Annotated in this window: 20 protein-coding genes; 10 read left to right on the forward strand and 10 right to left on the reverse strand. The window is 52.4% G+C overall.

Features of this window, described 5'->3' with window-relative positions; genetic code table 11:
* Positions 1-26: 26 nt before the first annotated feature.
* A complete protein-coding gene (locus tag DXY29_RS13030; RefSeq protein ID WP_170952141.1) occupies positions 27-380 on the reverse strand; it encodes a hypothetical protein in 354 nt (117 codons plus the stop codon).
* A 382-nt stretch (positions 381-762) separates the two neighbouring features.
* Between DXY29_RS13030 and DXY29_RS06245 the strand changes: the two genes are divergently transcribed.
* From DXY29_RS06245 to DXY29_RS06255, 4 genes are all read left to right on the forward strand, one after another.
* Positions 763-1,674 (forward strand): hypothetical protein, encoded by a 912-nt coding sequence (locus DXY29_RS06245; protein ID WP_136987736.1) that lies wholly within the window; start codon positions 763-765, stop codon positions 1,672-1,674.
* A 583-nt stretch (positions 1,675-2,257) separates the two neighbouring features.
* Entirely contained in the window at positions 2,258-2,407 is a 150-nt protein-coding gene (locus DXY29_RS13475; protein WP_170952142.1) for a hypothetical protein, read from the forward strand.
* Positions 2,404-2,751, forward strand: coding sequence for a hypothetical protein (locus tag DXY29_RS13640; RefSeq protein WP_115023800.1), 348 nt, complete (start codon positions 2,404-2,406; stop codon positions 2,749-2,751). The genes DXY29_RS13475 and DXY29_RS13640 overlap by 4 nt, the downstream gene beginning before the upstream one ends.
* A gap of 89 nt (positions 2,752-2,840) precedes the next feature.
* Complete coding sequence (locus DXY29_RS06255) at positions 2,841-3,260, forward strand: hypothetical protein (RefSeq protein WP_115023801.1); 420 nt, start codon at positions 2,841-2,843, stop codon at positions 3,258-3,260.
* Positions 3,261-3,441: 181 nt separating this feature from the next.
* On the opposite strand, the gene DXY29_RS06260 is transcribed toward DXY29_RS06255, so the two are convergent.
* Entirely contained in the window at positions 3,442-4,038 is a 597-nt protein-coding gene (locus tag DXY29_RS06260) for a site-specific integrase (RefSeq protein WP_170952143.1), read from the reverse strand.
* A 491-nt stretch (positions 4,039-4,529) separates the two neighbouring features.
* Here DXY29_RS06260 and DXY29_RS06265 point away from each other — a divergent pair, with 491 nt between their 5' ends.
* The gene (locus DXY29_RS06265; RefSeq protein WP_115023804.1) at positions 4,530-5,636 is read left to right on the forward strand and encodes a tetratricopeptide repeat protein; all 1,107 of its coding nucleotides are present in this window, start codon (positions 4,530-4,532) and stop codon (positions 5,634-5,636) included.
* Positions 5,637-5,825: 189 nt separating this feature from the next.
* Here DXY29_RS06265 and DXY29_RS06270 read toward each other — a convergent pair whose 3' ends face one another.
* The 5 genes from DXY29_RS06270 to hisF form a co-directional block, all read right to left on the reverse strand.
* Complete coding sequence (locus DXY29_RS06270) at positions 5,826-7,199, reverse strand: tyrosine-type recombinase/integrase (protein ID WP_115023806.1); 1,374 nt, start codon at positions 7,197-7,199, stop codon at positions 5,826-5,828.
* Positions 7,196-7,924 carry a hypothetical protein gene (locus DXY29_RS06275; RefSeq protein ID WP_115023808.1) on the reverse strand — a complete coding sequence of 243 codons (729 nt, stop codon included), beginning with the start codon at positions 7,922-7,924 and terminating at the stop codon, positions 7,196-7,198. Before DXY29_RS06275 ends, DXY29_RS06270 begins: the two co-directional genes overlap by 4 nt.
* A gap of 176 nt (positions 7,925-8,100) precedes the next feature.
* Positions 8,101-8,451: a hypothetical protein gene (locus DXY29_RS06280; RefSeq protein WP_115023809.1), complete on the reverse strand. Its 351-nt coding sequence runs from the start codon at positions 8,449-8,451 to the stop codon at positions 8,101-8,103.
* A 79-nt stretch (positions 8,452-8,530) separates the two neighbouring features.
* Positions 8,531-9,232 carry a bifunctional demethylmenaquinone methyltransferase/2-methoxy-6-polyprenyl-1,4-benzoquinol methylase UbiE gene (gene ubiE, locus DXY29_RS06285; protein WP_115023811.1) on the reverse strand — a complete coding sequence of 234 codons (702 nt, stop codon included), beginning with the start codon at positions 9,230-9,232 and terminating at the stop codon, positions 8,531-8,533.
* Positions 9,229-9,999 carry an imidazole glycerol phosphate synthase subunit HisF gene (gene hisF, locus DXY29_RS06290; protein WP_115023812.1) on the reverse strand — a complete coding sequence of 257 codons (771 nt, stop codon included), beginning with the start codon at positions 9,997-9,999 and terminating at the stop codon, positions 9,229-9,231. The genes ubiE and hisF overlap by 4 nt, the downstream gene beginning before the upstream one ends.
* Before the next feature lie 56 nt (positions 10,000-10,055).
* Between hisF and DXY29_RS06295 the strand changes: the two genes are divergently transcribed.
* The 3 genes from DXY29_RS06295 to DXY29_RS06305 are packed head-to-tail and all read left to right on the forward strand — an operon-like array spanning position 10,056 to position 13,287.
* A complete protein-coding gene (locus tag DXY29_RS06295; RefSeq protein WP_115023814.1) occupies positions 10,056-10,271 on the forward strand; it encodes a DUF2862 domain-containing protein in 216 nt (71 codons plus the stop codon).
* Positions 10,272-10,282: 11 nt separating this feature from the next.
* On the forward strand, positions 10,283-11,236 hold the full coding sequence (gene chlG, locus DXY29_RS06300; RefSeq protein WP_115023815.1) for a chlorophyll synthase ChlG: 954 nt from the start codon (positions 10,283-10,285) through the stop codon (positions 11,234-11,236).
* Positions 11,233-13,287, forward strand: a complete 2,055-nt coding sequence (locus tag DXY29_RS06305; RefSeq protein ID WP_115023817.1) for a transglycosylase domain-containing protein — start codon at positions 11,233-11,235, stop codon at positions 13,285-13,287. Before chlG ends, DXY29_RS06305 begins: the two co-directional genes overlap by 4 nt.
* A gap of 9 nt (positions 13,288-13,296) precedes the next feature.
* Here DXY29_RS06305 and DXY29_RS06310 read toward each other — a convergent pair whose 3' ends face one another.
* Positions 13,297-14,634 (reverse strand): 16S rRNA (cytosine(967)-C(5))-methyltransferase, encoded by a 1,338-nt coding sequence (locus DXY29_RS06310; RefSeq protein ID WP_170952144.1) that lies wholly within the window; start codon positions 14,632-14,634, stop codon positions 13,297-13,299.
* Positions 14,635-14,637: 3 nt separating this feature from the next.
* Positions 14,638-14,979, reverse strand: a complete 342-nt coding sequence (locus DXY29_RS06315) for an MGMT family protein (protein WP_115023818.1) — start codon at positions 14,977-14,979, stop codon at positions 14,638-14,640.
* A gap of 198 nt (positions 14,980-15,177) precedes the next feature.
* On the opposite strand from DXY29_RS06315, the gene trmH reads away from it, so the two are divergent.
* Both trmH and DXY29_RS13480 read left to right on the forward strand, forming a co-directional pair.
* Positions 15,178-15,867, forward strand: a complete 690-nt coding sequence (gene trmH / locus DXY29_RS06320; RefSeq protein WP_115023820.1) for a tRNA (guanosine(18)-2'-O)-methyltransferase TrmH — start codon at positions 15,178-15,180, stop codon at positions 15,865-15,867.
* Positions 15,868-15,930: 63 nt separating this feature from the next.
* Positions 15,931-16,104 carry a hypothetical protein gene (locus DXY29_RS13480; RefSeq protein ID WP_166016831.1) on the forward strand — a complete coding sequence of 58 codons (174 nt, stop codon included), beginning with the start codon at positions 15,931-15,933 and terminating at the stop codon, positions 16,102-16,104.
* Positions 16,105-16,106: 2 nt separating this feature from the next.
* Here the strand turns inward: DXY29_RS13480 and DXY29_RS06325 are convergent, their stop codons facing one another.
* The gene (locus DXY29_RS06325) at positions 16,107-16,322 is read right to left on the reverse strand and encodes a hypothetical protein (protein WP_115023821.1); all 216 of its coding nucleotides are present in this window, start codon (positions 16,320-16,322) and stop codon (positions 16,107-16,109) included.
* Between the last annotated feature and the right edge of the window lie 6 nt (positions 16,323-16,328).

The raw sequence follows: 16,328 nt of genomic DNA on the forward strand, positions 1-16,328 counted from the left end.
AGTTGTGGAAAAAAGCAATCAGTTACTCAACTTGAATAATTGAGTATTTTATTTTTGATCTCATCCTGATCAGCGCAATATGAACACTTAAAATACCAATCGCCAGAGGGTGTATCAGATATATGATCACCTACTTTAAGAAACAAATGATCCAACACCATAAAATGATAATGCTCCTCTTTATCAGAAGGTTCATGTTCAAATAAACCGCTATGGGCGATAAGTTTGTAGACATCACAAGGGTCTTTGTATTGTTCTTCAGGATCATCTTCATCTAATCCAAAAACAGCAGCGATATCAGATCCAAAGGCACTCCAGTAAGTCTTCACCTTAAAGATGCTGGTTGATTGTTCATCGCATGGGAGTTCAATGCGATGCATGTATTGAACAACTAATTCCATAAGTAATTTGAGTAAGTTTGTTGGACGAATCAAAAGTATTCAGCTCGGTTCTATGAAGTGCTGCTCTATTCGCCTTGTTTGTCCCGAAACTGCAGGGCGGATGAACCCTTTCGCTTCATGGACCAAAGCATAGCACGACATTCTCTTGCAGAGACCGTCATGTGCTGGGTCCGAGACAGTCTCAATATAAGGCAACATTTCTGCACAGAGACTGTCGTATCTCTGCACCAAGACCTGTCCTGCAAATAAGAATGCAGGTTTTTTAGTAGTTGCTGTCTGGGGATTGAGGTTCCTCTAGGAACGACAACCAATATCAGAGAACGTCATTGATCAAGTGCAGAGAACGTCATACCTTGAGGTCATGAAGAAAGCAGATGCAGCAACCTCGGTCACGGGATTCCTGGAGATCCTCGCTGCAGGATCCATGGATACATCTGAAGGGGTTCTTCTCATCGGCAAAACGATCAGGAGCGCCAAGGAGACCCTTAGTGACCCCGATTTCAAAGACCTCCGTGATCGGTGGGGCAAAGGGCAGAAGATCTGGTCAAAACTCCTTCAGATCGGACTTGATGACCGTCTGCCTCCACTGAAGGAGCACTTACCCACCTCCTACACAACGATCCACCAGGTTCACTGCCTTACAGACGAGGAACTGAAGGAAGCACTTGATAGTGGTGCTCTTCACCCGAAGGTCTCACAAGGAGTCCTCGCTCGTTGGTTGAAGGAATACCGCTTCCAGGGATCCACGGGAACAGTCCCAACAGAGTTCAGACCAATCAGCACAGTCTTGGGTCCGCCCGACCTGGATCCAGAGCACCTAAACCGCTTTAAGGACGACCTAGACAAACTCGCGACGACCTACGGGTTCAAGGTGGTTCATGAGGAGGAGAACTCTTCAGTCGCACTGCGCCAGAGGAGGAACAAAGATCGCTCCAACGTCATGGTGGGAACACTCATGAAGGATCTTCGGAGCACCTGGGACGGTGCTCCAACGGAACTGAAGACCCTGTTCAAACTCAAGTCGCTAGATGAACTAGTTCAAGGTCAGATGTCTGACTTCACAGGGTTCTTGAACCGAGTGAGGAGAGGACGAGATCAGTTCTGGACGTTTCATGCTCATGACTACATCCACAAGATCGCCTTGGAGTACCTGAAGACCGAGAGCAGAGGTCAACGCTTCAACTACCGCAGAAGGTTGCGGGAAGTTGCTGAACAACACCCTCACGTCGCGGAAAAGGTCCAGGTCACCCTTGAGGACTGGATGAAATATTGAAAGTAAAACCGTGATCCTGTTACCAAGACCACGGTTTCACGGGGGTTAAATAAATGCCCTTTTAAATTAGGTTGAGGACGGTACCCAAGACTCCATTTCATGAAGACTACGCCCTCTCAAAGGTAAAACTACATAAATACAATGTAGTCCTACCATATTATTTATACAAGATTATTTAAAACTGGGGTTATGAGTTGAGGACATAAAAAATGACCCCTAATTACCAGAGGGGTCACCATGTCCACATCTCGCAAGAGAAGAAAGTATTCGTACTCTTATTTAGTAGAAGTTCGCGCAGACTACGCGGAAAAACTTCAGGATCCGCAATGGTCCTGGTTACACAACTTTTTTGAAGAATGGGGGCGCGAACTAGATAAGAAAATACAAACACTTCAATACACAGAATTATGCACGCACTTCCAACAGGAAAAAATATTAGCATCCATTTTACAACAGAAGAACTTGCCCTCTTAAGTGAATTTGATAAATTCTGCAAGAAGAATTACACCACTAAATCTGGGTGGGTCAAGCGAAATATTCACAGACAACTCAAACAAGAACAAGAATACAAAGCAAGTATCAAATGAAGAACATTCCCGTTAGCGACACAACCATGTCCATGCTCCTTGAAATTGGGAAGAGGCACGGTAACAAGAAGATCAGTCCCATCATTGAAGACCTTATTGAGGAGATTTATCTGAAGATGAAAAGAACAGGGGGAAAAGTATTGTGAGTACACCCGACAGAAAGGAGAAGGACTATAAAAAACGAATTAAGACCATGAAGGGCAGACGGCAAACACACGACCCAACGCTTGTAAATCCACCAATGGGGGACCGACCAAAAGATGATTCAAACCTGATTCACGTTGGGGGTATTGCAGATTTCCATGAGGAGAAGCGCAGACTTAAAACCTTCAAAGAGTTGCGTCAAGAAATGCATGAAGCATGGTTGAACGAGAAGAAGAATCAGAAGAAGAGAAAGAGCAAGAACCCAAGTACAGAGGGCGATGACCCAAGATCAAAGAAGATACGAGACCTCAAAAATAGAGATGACTCCTGGCGTGGATTACGGTAGGAGTAAAAAAGAGAGAGCGTCTTTTTTGGACGCTCAAATTATTCAATTATTTCTTTAATTTAAACTAAAGTATTTTATATTCAAAAACTATGGCGAACAAGCACGACAAATGGTACAAGGTTGAGGTTAACCTTAATTACCATCATTCACCAGAAGAAGTTTATCTGGGTAAATGCTGGACAGTTGTTAACAGAACATATGACGATGGGAAACCAACAGTTCATGATCGTGACTTCTTTGGACACCTTGGAGCAGTAACGCGAAACCGATTTGAAGTTAAATTGCAAAAAGAATATGGCGTTAATGTACTTGCAGACTTCAGAGAAATTACTAACAGCAAACCCTGCTTACTCTGGGAGTATGAATCTTACGAACAGTTGACCCAACAGGAAAAGGATTTATACAACGAAGTTGAGTGGGAATGGGACAAGGTTCTCAAGCGATCAGTTGTAGAAGAAGTTCTTGTCCCAGTGAGCAACAAAAGGAAGCGATCAACGGTACTCAACTGACGTGATCGTTATCTCCTGGGAAAATCCATGACGATCACGAAGTTTTTTCATAACAGCACTTTCAGTTTGACCAGCAAACTGCCCTGAAAGACTCATAGTCCAGGAGCGGCGGGAATAACTGTGTTGGGTGCTGATGACGTAATCAACCTTGGCGACGAAACTAGGCATTGATCATTGGGAGTTAGGTGGACGCCATGCGTTGGCGGAATTTGCTCACGACCTCCTCCTTATCCACTTCCAAGTACTCCTGAAGGGATTGCAGCGAGCGGTGCCCACTGATGTGCTGGATCTCTCGCAACGACCAAGCATCGCGATACAACTCCGTCAGTTGAGTACGACGGAAACTATGTGAGGAGATTCCGCGAAGGTTGTTCCAATCACAGACATGACGAAGCGCCTTATCAAAGGACTGCACCGTCAGATGCTTCCTGCATCCACGGTCTTGTGTGGGTGACTCGTTGAAGAACAAATAGTCAGAGGGACCCAGACCAAGGCAACGAGCACGCAGAAGCAACTTCTGCATGAGGTGGGCAGGCAAGTAGATCTCTCGGGTTTCCTTGGTCTTGGTGGTCTGCCTCTCCAGAACAACCATCTCCCGATCGGGAACCAGATTCCGCACTCGGATAGTGAGAACCTCTTTGATCCTGCCCGCAGACCAGTAGAGGGTCTCGGCAATCAGGCGGTATTTCTCGGGCAGTTGCCGAAAAATCAATTCCCGCTCTTCATCAGAGAGGACCTTTGCCTTGCCCGAGCGGTTGACCTTGTGGAAGACAGACACGGCGCGAAGGGCGCGAACAACCCAAGTATACGACGTTCTCTGCAATAGAGGGTCATGCTCTCCGCACTTGGTTGAACTATCCCGAGAAAATCAACCAAGGATTCCAGTTGTGGTGGGCACTTTGGGTTTGACGGATTTGCTGAGACGAGAAATGAGACAAGTGGACGACATCGCTTGAAGTCACTTGTCGTTGGTATATGAGTACTACTATTAGGTTTTCGCCTAACGCCCGATGACTGATCCAGAGGAATGGGGATACCTGCCTTACGGGCACCTAACTCGCGCTGGCGAGGGTGCTCAAGCATGTCTCTACTGTTCGCACTACGAGCACTACCCGACGCTCTTGAGTGTGCCGCTGACGATCTGCCGCCTCCACCAGGGCATCGTTCCGAACCACAGGGCGTCTTCAGTGGTTTGTCATGGTTAGAAAGCGGAAGGAAATTCAACACACATGTAAAATGAGAAATAAATTTTGTTTTACAATCTAAAAAATGGATGAGGAAAATTTTTACAGGCAAAACAAAGGATTACCAGAGAGGCAACCGACTTGGAATGCATTTGGAATTGCACCAGTTCTTGCTTCCTCAAACAAAAGATGGGCAAAATGGTTTGCAAGAATCATTCTATTAATACTTTCCGCAGCAATAATGACAGCAATCTTTGCACCACGAAGGGAAGAAAGTTACAACAGATATGTTTTGAGTGGAGAGTCAAATTTCAATACTGGCAATTTTAATGGAGCAATAAAAGACTACACGGCAGTAATTAAAATTAATCCTCAAAATGCAGACGCATACAACTATCGTGGTACTTCAAAATATGAATTAAAAGACTACCAAGGAGCAATAGACGACTACACGCAAGCAATTAGAATAAATCCTCAAGATGGAAATGCTTATTTCTATCGTGGTACTTCAAAATTTGAATTAAAAGATTACCAAGGAGCAATAAACGACTACACCCAAGCAATTAAAATCAATCCTCAAGACGGAGATTCCCACGTATGGCGAGGTGACGCAAAATACGAATCAAAAGATTATAAAGGAGCAATAAAAGACTACACACAAGCAATTAGAATAAATCCTCAAAATGAATACAGTTATTACAGTCGCGGACTCTCAAAACATGAATTAAAGGATCGCCTAGGAGCAATAAATGATTACACACAGGCAATCAAGATTAATCCTCAAGACGATGTTTATTATTACAGTCGCGGCAACTCAAAGTATGTACTGAAAGATTACGAAGGGGCAATAAAAGACTACACGCAAGCAATCAGAATAAATCCTCAGGATGATGCTTATCACCTTCGGGGTAAGTCAAAATATGAACTGAAAGATTACGAAGGTTCAATAGTTGATTACACTCAAGCAATTACAATAAATCCTCAAAATGATAATGCTTATTACCTTCGGGGTAAGTCAAAATATGAACTAAAAGATTACGAGGGTTCAATAGTTGATTACACTGAAGCAATAAGTATAAATTCACAAGATGCCAATTTTTATTACGCCCGGGGTAATTCTAAAATTTCATTGGGAGATCAGCAGGGGGCATCAATTGATTTCAGCAAAGGGCGTAGTATTCTTCAAAGATGATTTAACAATTGATTTGAAGTAGGCATTCTTCTTCCTGCTGAAACAAGTCAAGTGCAACGATGTCATCATTGCCAAAAAACACAAAACATCCATCATAAAAGTAAATAAAACTGATGCTTAACACCACTTATAAAATTGACAAAAACAAAACCGATGAGAAATCAGCAATTCAACTAATCTTTAATTTCTTTAATCATCAACCAACTTATAAGCGCCATATGGGTTCTGATCCTTTCTGCCGTAACGACGCTTGGTAACTTCAGGAATCCTGTTCCTCATTTGTGCGCGATCATAAAAACGTCTCATAACGCTATAACTATGACCAGTCAACTTACAAACGTCGTCAGCAGCTACGCCCTCCTCCAGCAAGTTAGTGACGAAACTACTACGAGTTGAATAGAGGGTATATTCATCCTCAAACTTATCTCCTATCTTTAATTTTAATTCTGACCATGCCTTACTGAACATAGTGTACGAATAAGGTTTATTAGTTTTTGGGTTTAAGAAGACTAGGTCATTACCTTTGAGTGGTGGATACCCATTCTCCTCTCGCCAGCGGACAGCGAAATCCCGCCAACGCTCAAAGTGTTCTGCAGCACGACATGGAACCTCGCGAGGGACCTTTGTTTTAGTTTTAAGGATGTTTACCAACGAGATAGATTTATCCTCTACCTCCTTCTTCTGACTCTCCGACCAACGGGTTTGAGGAATAATCTCAATATTCTCCCAGAGAACACCACGCTCAAGAACTCCCTTCTTCTTATTAAAGCGACCAATGAGTTCAGAGGGTCGGTTGCCCAAGTTATAAGAGCAAAGCATGTAATGCCTGAAGCATTGACGCCAGTAAAGGACTTCAGGTCTGTTCACACCTACCTTTGATTCAGACCAACTCTTCAAATAGCGCCATATCATCTCCCACTGCTTTACTGGAATCGGAGGGTTTGCAGACAGATCATCATATTCAAGAGTTTTTAACTTGATCACTGGTTTCTTAACAACATATCCCTTTGGTATTAGATAGTTATTAAACCACTCATTGATCAAACCGATTTCAGAATTAATAGTTCCATCTGTTGGAGGTTTCCGTTGGTTCGGATTAGAACCGCGATAGAACTTCCACCCTTCAAGAGTTCTCCAATAACGGAAGTCATTAAATGTATCTGACTGAAGATCAGTAATCCTCTTAACACCACGACTCTTAAAGTAGTTGACCAAACTATTGGTAAAAAATGATTTCTTACTGCGCCATGTAGATTCTTGAATCTCTCCAGTTTCAACACGCTTGCGGTTCTGCTCAATCCAGTCATCCATCAAAACCTGAATTGACTTTGAGGTAATACTCCCGCCATCAGTTTGAATACTTTTTAATTTGCTCCAGTAAGTCCATGCTTCTTCTTCAGCAACACCCTGATCATCAGTCTTAAGCGAACGCTTGATATAAGTCCGCTTACCACCATCATTCACATACTGCCTGTAATACCAGATACGAGGAGAATTAGCAAAGCGACAGATCTCAAACTTGCCTCCCGCCAAAGAAATCTTTTCAATACATGCTCCGCTCATAAATCCTCCTCAACCTCACAGACGGACATATTGTGATACTCATTATCTTTAATTAGATAATGCGACACTTTTACTCTGTCCTCATACTCACCATTATCTAGTCTTCTGGGACGATGCGTTTGCTGGATAAGATAATACTTACCCCTGTGATTGAAATTTGCATGTTGACCTCTGAAAAACCATTGCCCAAACTGTTCATTACCATCAACAACCATTAATCCATGACGGTAACCACCATCAATAAAGTCTGAAACCCAATACTGGACTGATTTCCCAGCAGTTCCACCAGTACAAATCAATCGCCTGGGTTCATCACGCTGAACGTACTTTCTCAATGCAGATGGATCTGGAATTCCTCTGGTGTTCTCATAGTCCCTTTGTTCCCAACTGTTCCATGCTTTGCAGTTGAAATGCTGACCGCCCACGGTGACGTACTGCATTCCTTTGGTGATCCAAAGAACCTCCTGACGCTCCTCAATGGGATAGGGATATACGGCAAGCAACCTGCCCGTTCCCATTTGGTCGCCGTACCGCAGTCGGGACACCAAGGTCTGCCCGTTATCGCAGCGGTAGAAGAACGGGGGGAAGTTCCGTGTGTACCTCTCATTCGCCTCTGGAGAAGGAATCAGCAGCAGTAGCGGGGGTACGACACCCAAGGAGACCGCAGATCTCTGCACGACCGCTGCAAGCGCCTTGAATCCATCAACAGCACGACGAACGACCACCCCGAAGACTCGTCAGAAAACCCATCAACGGACAATAACGTTGATAAAGCGTTGATAACAGGGTTTGCTAGGGCAAATTTCCCAGTCCCTCACACAATCTGAACCAGGGTGGTAGTTATGTCCTGAAAATGCACTGGGCCGGGGCTACCTGAGTTCCGATTCTGCCCAGTGACCGGTCAGCCCTCCAAGGCCAGGCAACGGCGCAGGTGCGCAATGGCGTGATGGCGATGCGGATTGCTGCCGCTGGGGCCAATCATTCCGAGCCAGAAACTGCCGTCCCCTTGAAAGACCAGGACAGGCTTTGCCCCTCCCTTTCCATGGCAGTCGAGCAGGGACATGCAGAGTTTTTCGGCCACTTCCGGGCCCTTGGGTCGCTGACGCAGGCGGCGCAGCAGCGGATCCACCTGAGAGAAAGAGACGAAACAGGTGCGATCGGAATCCGTGATCAGGATCAGACCATCCAGCCACTCGACCTCTTGGAGCAGCTCTTCGATGCGGGGCAGCAGCTTCGGCAGCGGAAACGCCAAACCGGACCCTCCCCTTAACTTTCTCTTTAGCTTTTCTACGTCAGCGACGGGGCGCGTCGCAAGCGACACAGCCAAAGATTCACGCCCTGAGGGTCAAAACCCCCATCTGTCTTCCCACAACAGCGCGATGGACCGCTTCAGCAAATCCCGCCTCCTGTGCCAGCCGTTCCTGCTCAGACCCATCAGGGAAGCGCTCCAGGCTTCTCTCCAGGTAGGCGTACTCCTCGCGCAAACCCACTGAAGCGGCGGCGGGCACCACCAGGCGGCGCAGATAGAAGCGTTGAAACGCAGCCGCCGCTCCGCTCTGCGGCAATCGATTGAAATCCAGCACCCCTGCGCGTCCCCCTGGCTTCAGCAGCCGTCGCAGTTCCTTCAGCCCCTGCAAAGGGTCCGCCAAATTGCGCAGCCCGTAGGCCATGACTGCGCCGTCAGCACAGGCACTGGTCAATCCGGTTTGCAGGGCATCCCCTTGCTGGAAGGACACCGGCAACCAAGGCTGCTGGCGTTGGCGCTGGCGGGCCCGCTCCAGTGGAGCCGCGGCCGCATCCAAACCGGTCACCGCGCCGCCGGGGCGCACACAGCGCCCCAGCTCCAAGGCCAGATCTCCCGTCCCACAGCACAGATCCAGCCACTGTTCACCAGCAACTGGCTTGAGGGACCGCACCAGCTGACGTTTCCACTGACGATGCAGCCCAAAACTGAGCACGTCGTTCAGGCGGTCGTAGCGCGGAGCCACCGCGTCAAACAGCTGTTCAACTGCCGCGGAATCACCAGGCTTCATGGACGAATCGTCAGGCCACGGGAAAGCAGATCCTGCTTGATTTGTTCCACCGTTAGAACGCCATCGTGCAAAAGAGAAGCCAATAACGCTGCAGAGGCATGCCCTCCCTCGGAGCCCACATCCAGAGCTTCAGCGATGTGATCCATGCAACCAGCTCCTCCGGAAGCGATCACCGGGATGGGGACGGCATCGGCCACGGCCCGGGTCAAGGCGAGGTCGTATCCAGCCTGGGTTCCATCGCCGTCCATCGACGTCAGCAGGATCTCACCGGCCCCGAGGCCCGCCACCCTCTTCGCCCACTCCACAACATCGAGACCAGTGTTCTCACGTCCTCCCTTCACATACACATCCCACCCACCTGCATCGCGCCGACGGGCATCAATAGCCACAACAATGCACTGACAGCCGAACTGATCCGCCCCCTCCCGCACCAACTCAGGCCGACGCACCGCCGAAGAATTGAGGCTCACCTTGTCGGCACCGGCCCGCAACAGCTCGGTGATCCCCTCAACGGTGCTGATCCCACCGCCCACTGTGAAAGGAATCGTGACCGATTCAGCGGTGCGACGCACCATGTCGATCAGGGTGCCGCGCCCCTCGTGGCTGGCCGCGATATCGAGGAAAACCAATTCATCAGCCCCTGCACGGCTGTAACGGCAGGCGAGTTCCACCGGATCACCGGCATCGCGCAGGCCAACAAAATTGACACCTTTCACCACCCGTCCACTGGCGACATCGAGGCAGGGAATCAGACGCAGAGCAACCATCGATTCGGCGCAAAAGCGACTGTTAAGGTTGCGCCACTCTCCAAGCCTCGCAGGCCATGTCCCAGGGTGACGTCATCTCGATCGGCTCCAAGGTTCGCGTGACCCGCGTGCGGGATCGCATTCCACAGGCGATGGTGGACCTTCTCAAGAAGGACGCCAACGGCACGGTGAAGGATTTCCGCACTGTCGACGGCAAGGGAATCGGTGTGGTGGTCGAGCTCAGTGATGGCTCCACCAGCTGGTTCTTCGAAGACGAAATCGCCGCCTCCTGAGGACAGTCTCCGTGAGCGACGCGCGTCAGCTGCTTGGGATGAAAGGTGCCTCCGGCACCACCAACATCTGGAAGCTGCGGCTGCAGCTGATGAAACCGGTCACATGGATCCCCCTAATTTGGGGCGTGATCTGTGGGGCCGCCGCCAGCGGCAACTACCAGTGGCGTTTGGATCACGTGCTTGCCGCCTTCGCCTGCATGTTGATGAGCGGCCCCCTGCTCGCGGGCTTCACCCAAACCATCAACGATTACTACGACCGCGAGATCGACGCGATTAACGAGCCCTATCGGCCGATTCCTTCGGGAGCGATTCCTCTGGGCCAGGTCAAGCTGCAGATCTGGGTGTTGCTGCTGGCAGGCCTTGGGGTCTCTTACGGACTCGACCGCTGGGCTGGGCACAGCACCCCAGTGGTGTTTCTCCTGGCCTTGGGTGGCTCTTTTGTGAGCTACATCTACTCAGCACCTCCGCTGAAGCTGAAGCAGAACGGCTGGCTGGGGAACTACGCCCTTGGGGCCAGCTACATCGCCCTTCCCTGGTGGGCCGGTCAGGCCCTGTTCGGTCAACTCACCTGGGGCACAGCGCTCCTCACCCTCGCCTACAGCCTCGCTGGACTCGGCATCGCTGTTGTCAACGACTTCAAGAGCGTCGAAGGCGACCGCGAGCTCGGCCTTCAATCCTTGCCTGTGGTCTTCGGGATCGAACGTGCTAGTTGGATCAGCGCGGGAATGATTGATGTTTTTCAGCTGGCGATGGTTGCCGTCTTGATTGGGATCGGCCAACATTTCGCAGCGGTTCTGTTGGTTCTCTTGATTGTTCCTCAGATCACCTTCCAAGACATCTGGTTGTTGAGAGACCCCGTGGCCTTTGACGTCAAATATCAAGCCAGCGCCCAGCCGTTCCTGGTGCTCGGAATGCTGGTGACCGCATTGGCTGTGGGCCACAGCCCCCTGACCCAGGTGATGTGAACCGTTCCCGCCTGCAATGGGCTCTGATCGCAGGCACTGCAGCTGCGGTGGGAGTGGGGGCTGCACTGGGCACGAGAGCTCTGACAGAGCTGGTGGATGCCACTCTTCCAGATGCCCGGGGAATTGCCAGCTTCAACCGACCGGGAACGATCACCCTGCTCTCCACCAACGGCAAGGTGATCCAGAAGCTGGGGCCAGCGACCCGCGAGAAGGTCAAGCCCGGCACGATGCCGCAAACGGTGGCAGAAGCCTTCATCGCCGCGGAAGATCGGCGCTTCTATCAGCATGACGGGGTGGATGGCTGGGGGATTGCCCGCGCCATTGTCACCAATGTCCGCCAGGGCGCTGTCCGGGAAGGGGCGAGCACCATCACCCAGCAACTGGCCCGAACCGTCTTCCTGAGCCAAGACCGCACCATCACACGCAAACTCAAGGAAGCGGCTCTGGCGATGAAGCTGGAACGCCAGCTGAGCAAGCAGCAGATACTCGAGCAATACCTCAATTACGTCTACCTGGGATCCGGCGCCTATGGCGTCGCCGATGCGGCCTGGATCTATTTCTCTAAAACCCCAGATCAGCTCACGGTTCCGGAAGCGGCGATGATCGCTGGGCTGCCCCCGGCACCATCGATCTATTCCCCCCTGGTCAACCCTGATCTAGCGAGGGAACAGCGTTCGATCGTTCTCGATCGGATGGCGCAGGCCGGGTTCATCTCCACCAGCGAAGCGGAGCGCGGTCGCAACAGCCCCCTGGGGCTTAAGCCTGCAACACCAAAATATTTCAACAGTGCAGCGCCCTACTTCACCACTTGGATTGCCCAAGAACTGCCCAAACTTTTAACTCCCGAACAACTTGAAGTTGGTGGGGTCAAAGTTCGCACCAGCCTCAATCTCGACTGGCAAAAAAAAGCTCAGCAGGTTGTTCGAGCCAATGCACCATTCGACACTGAAGGGGCGATGGTTTCGATCGATCCCGGCAACGGACTGGTGAGAGTGATGGTGGGCGGGAAGGATTTCTCCAGGAGTCAGTTCAATCGCACCATCCTGGCGCTGCGCTCTCCAGGTTCAACCTTCAAGCTTTTTCCTTATGCAGCAGCCATTGATCGGGGAATGAAACCCGAAACCAAGGTGTTTGACGCAAAGCGTTGCTGGAATGGCTACTGCCCCAAAAACTTTGGGAACAAGTACTACGGCAACATCTCCCTGGCCGATGCTCTGAAGAATTCACTCAACACGGTGGCTGTTCAACTGCAAGACATCGTTGGGTTTGATGCCGTCATTGACATTGCCAACAACTTCAACATCGGCACCGAGCGTCCTCTCGGCAAGTACTACCCCATGGCTATCGGGGCCTACGAGCAAACCATCCTCGACATGACTGCGGCCTATGCAGGCATGGCCAATCGCGGTGTGTTTTTCACACCCAGCCCCTTTGAGGAAATCCGCGGACCCAAGAATGAGCTTCTTTGGAGTCGGCGATTGAGTGGAAACAGAGGACGACGAGCGGTTGATAGTGATGTCGCCGACACCATGAACTGGATGCTGCAGCGGGTCGTGACCGGCGGCACGGGCATCGCCGCGAGACTCGATGATCGGCAGGTTGCCGGAAAGACAGGAACGTCAGAGAACACCCGCGATCTCTGGTTCATCGGTTCGATTCCTCAGCTCACAACTGGTGTTTGGTTCGGATACGACGACGATCGAGCCACCAAAAGTACGAGCGGCGAGGCCGCATGGGCTTGGAAACAATTCATGCTTCAGATCAAGGACGAGATTCCCGTCCGCGCCTTCCCTGACAAACCCAAGCTGAAACGAAAAATGCGTCTGGCGGTCGATCCAAAAACGATCGCCAAACCGCCCAAGACAAAACCCAAACAAGAGCCGAAGGCCACCTCCGAGCCTGAAGTACCTCAACCGACTGCAGAGACTGAACTGGAACTGCTGAACCCCACTCCCGTGGCATCTCCGCGTCGCCAGACGCCTTACCTATGGAGAAACCGCTCGCAAGACGACAACGTTGATCGCCAAGGACGCCGCTGGACCCGGGATTAATCCAACGGCCTAAACCCGCTGAAGCACAGCGGAATAGAACCCATCCCCCCCGCTGGCTTGATCCGGCCAGCGCTGGCTTTCCTCCTCCAATCGCAGCGAGGGGTGACGCTTCAACAAGGCCTGCACCTGAGCATGATTTTCATCTGGATGAATGGTGCAGGTGGCATAAACCAACGATCCAGCGGGAGCCAGCAACGGCACAAGCCCATCCAGGAGAGCCTGTTGTTGGGGCAGAAGGCCGCGGATGGATTGCGGCGTCACCCGCCAACGGGCATCGGGGTGACGGGCCAAGGTGCCAAGCCCAGAGCAGGGAGCATCGATCAGGATCCGCTGGAAAGATTCACGCCATTGGGGATGCTCTTCCAACAAGTTGGTGGCATCCGCTGCAAGCGCATGAATGGAAGCAAGGCCTAGCCGAGCTGCATTGGCCGCGACGCGCTTGAGCCGTCCAGGAGACCGATCCACAGCCCAAATCTCAGCCTGATCTCCCACCAATTCCGCCAAATGGGTGGCTTTCCCGCCCGGCGCAGCGCAGGCATCGAGGATCCGGTCCCCAGGCTGGGGTTGCAGCAGAGGCGCAATCCATTGCGCCGAACAATCCTGAACACACCAATGGCCCTCCGCATAACCGGGCCAGTGGCGCAGGTCGCCGCTGTGACCGGAAATGCGAAGGCCATCAGGACAATCAACGATGGGTTCACAGCTGATTCCTACCGCTGCCAAGGCCTGCTGCACCTGCTGCGGGCTCGAGCGCAGCCGATTCACCCGTAAATCCAGATCCGGCACACGGTTGCAGGCGCTCGCCACTGCCTCGGCTCCCTCCGAACCGCGCCAGTCGAGCAACAGCTGGGTGAACCAATCTGGAAGGGAATGGGCCTGGGCCAGCTGAGCCGCCTCATCATTCGGCAGCTCAAGGGTTTCGCCGGCATCCCGCGCCCGCAGCGCCGCCCTCAGAACCCCATTCACCACGGGAGCCAGCCGTGCCAGCCCCTTGCTGGTTTTGGCCAATTCAACGGCGGTGTTCACCGCTGCTGAATCTGGAATCCGCTCCATCAGCAGCAGTTGATAGAGACCCACGTGCAACAGCCAGCGCAGCTTGGGCGGCTGCTTCGACGCGGGAACTTTGCCCAGCCGATCCAGCCAGGCATCGAGGTAGCGGCGTTGACGGATGGCGCCATAAGCCAGCTCGGTCACCAAGCCTCGATCCGAGGGTTTGAGATCCCGCTCCCGCAGCAACCGCTCCAACGCCACATCGGCATAGGCCCCAGCCGCAACTGCCTGCAACACATCCCAGGCGAGGCGGCGCGGCAGCAGTCCAATCGGAGCCGAATCAGCCAAGAACACCACGCATCAAGCTCCAGCATGGGCGTCCGGGTGCCAGAGGAACTGGCGTAGGGGCAAGCGTCCTTCCGCATCCACCGGAATGCCTTCTGCCATCAGCAACTCCCGCTGCATCCAGTCACTTCCCTCACGGCTGAGGCTCATCGCGATCCGACCCTGAGCATTCACCACGCGGTGCCAGGGAACGGTGGATGGGAGCTTGAGGCGACGCAGCGCCCAGCCAACCTGTCGCGCGCAGCCGTAGGCACCGATCAAATCAGCGATCTGGCCATAAGTCGCCAAGCGACCGTGGGGGATGCGAGCCACCTCGCTCCAAACACGCTGATCAAATGTGGATGAAGACGACTCCATCAATCTGCGTGGCTTTGATGGGAGCTTTCATGCATCAGAACCCAGACATTCTCCGGCGCTGCCGGAGACGTACGGTTCAACAGAGGGATCCTTAAGCGGGGTCTGGATAACGACAGAACCGCAGACTTCTTGATTGTCTTGCCAGGCTTCCAAGCATGAAAGGGCCCCCAACTGTTGCTCTAACCCGATTCATCGCCCATGCCCCTGTTGCCGCGACGATTTGAGCGGCTGAAATCCGTGCTGAACCACCGCATGGCGGACCTCACGGTGCTGCTCGAACACGTGGAGAAACCCCACAACCTCTCCGCCATCCTGCGCAGTTGCGATGCCGTCGGGGCGCTTGAAGCCCACGCGGTGAGTTTCGACGGGCGTCCGCGCACCTTCAACAGCACGGCCCAGGGCAGCCAGAAATGGGTCCCCCTACATGACCACCCCGATACCGAAACAGCCATCCGCTGCTTAAAAGAGCGGGGGTTCCGCCTCTACGGAACCCATCTCGGAGTCAATGCCAAGGACTACCGAGAGTGCGACTTCACCGGACCCACAGCCTTCGTGCTCGGGGCGGAGAAATGGGGCCTGACCGATCAGGCCAGGGATCTGATGGATGAAGCGCTGTTCATCCCCATGCGCGGCATGGTGCAGTCACTGAACGTGTCGGTCGCCACCGCCACCCTGCTGTTTGAGGCGCTGCGCCAACGCCAGGTGGCCGGCCTGGCGCCGACCCAAGGCGAAGGGCTTAAGCCGGAGCAGTACCAACAATTGCTGTTCGAATGGTCCTACCCCGAGGTTGCTCGCTGGTGCCAAGAGCAGCAACGGCCCTATCCCGCCCTGAGTGAGGAGGGCGAACTGATGGAAGAGCTGCCTCGGACTGTGAAGCTGCGCTGCTGATCCGACAAAACACTTGTATCTCCGCGAACCCTGGGCCATAACCAAAGCAGCGGATTGTCAGCAATGGACAACAAACAGCTGCACCAGTACGCGGTCACGTATCACTGCGGCCACGAGTGGGGCGAGGAAATGCTCCAGTCCGATGATCTCAGCCATGCCGTGGAAGCAGCCCACGCCATCTTCCCGAGCTCCTGCCGGATTTCGATCCGAGAGGTGAAGGCCCCGAAACAGGCCTGAGCTCAACGCGGCCGCCGCGGCACCCCAGGCAACTGAACCGCGGCGATCAACACCGCCGTCTCCAACAACAGATTGCGGCTGACCAGCACCACCACCAACACCAAGGTGGTGGCCAGGATCCGCTGGAGCAACGCGATCACATCATCCATGCTGTCGCTGCTCTTCTTCCAGAGCAGCGCGGCCATGCTCAGCAACATCAAGCTGATCCACCAGGCCATCACACC

The sequence above is a fragment of the Synechococcus sp. UW69 genome, from assembly GCF_900474185.1.
Lineage (GTDB): Bacteria > Cyanobacteriota > Cyanobacteriia > PCC-6307 > Cyanobiaceae > Parasynechococcus.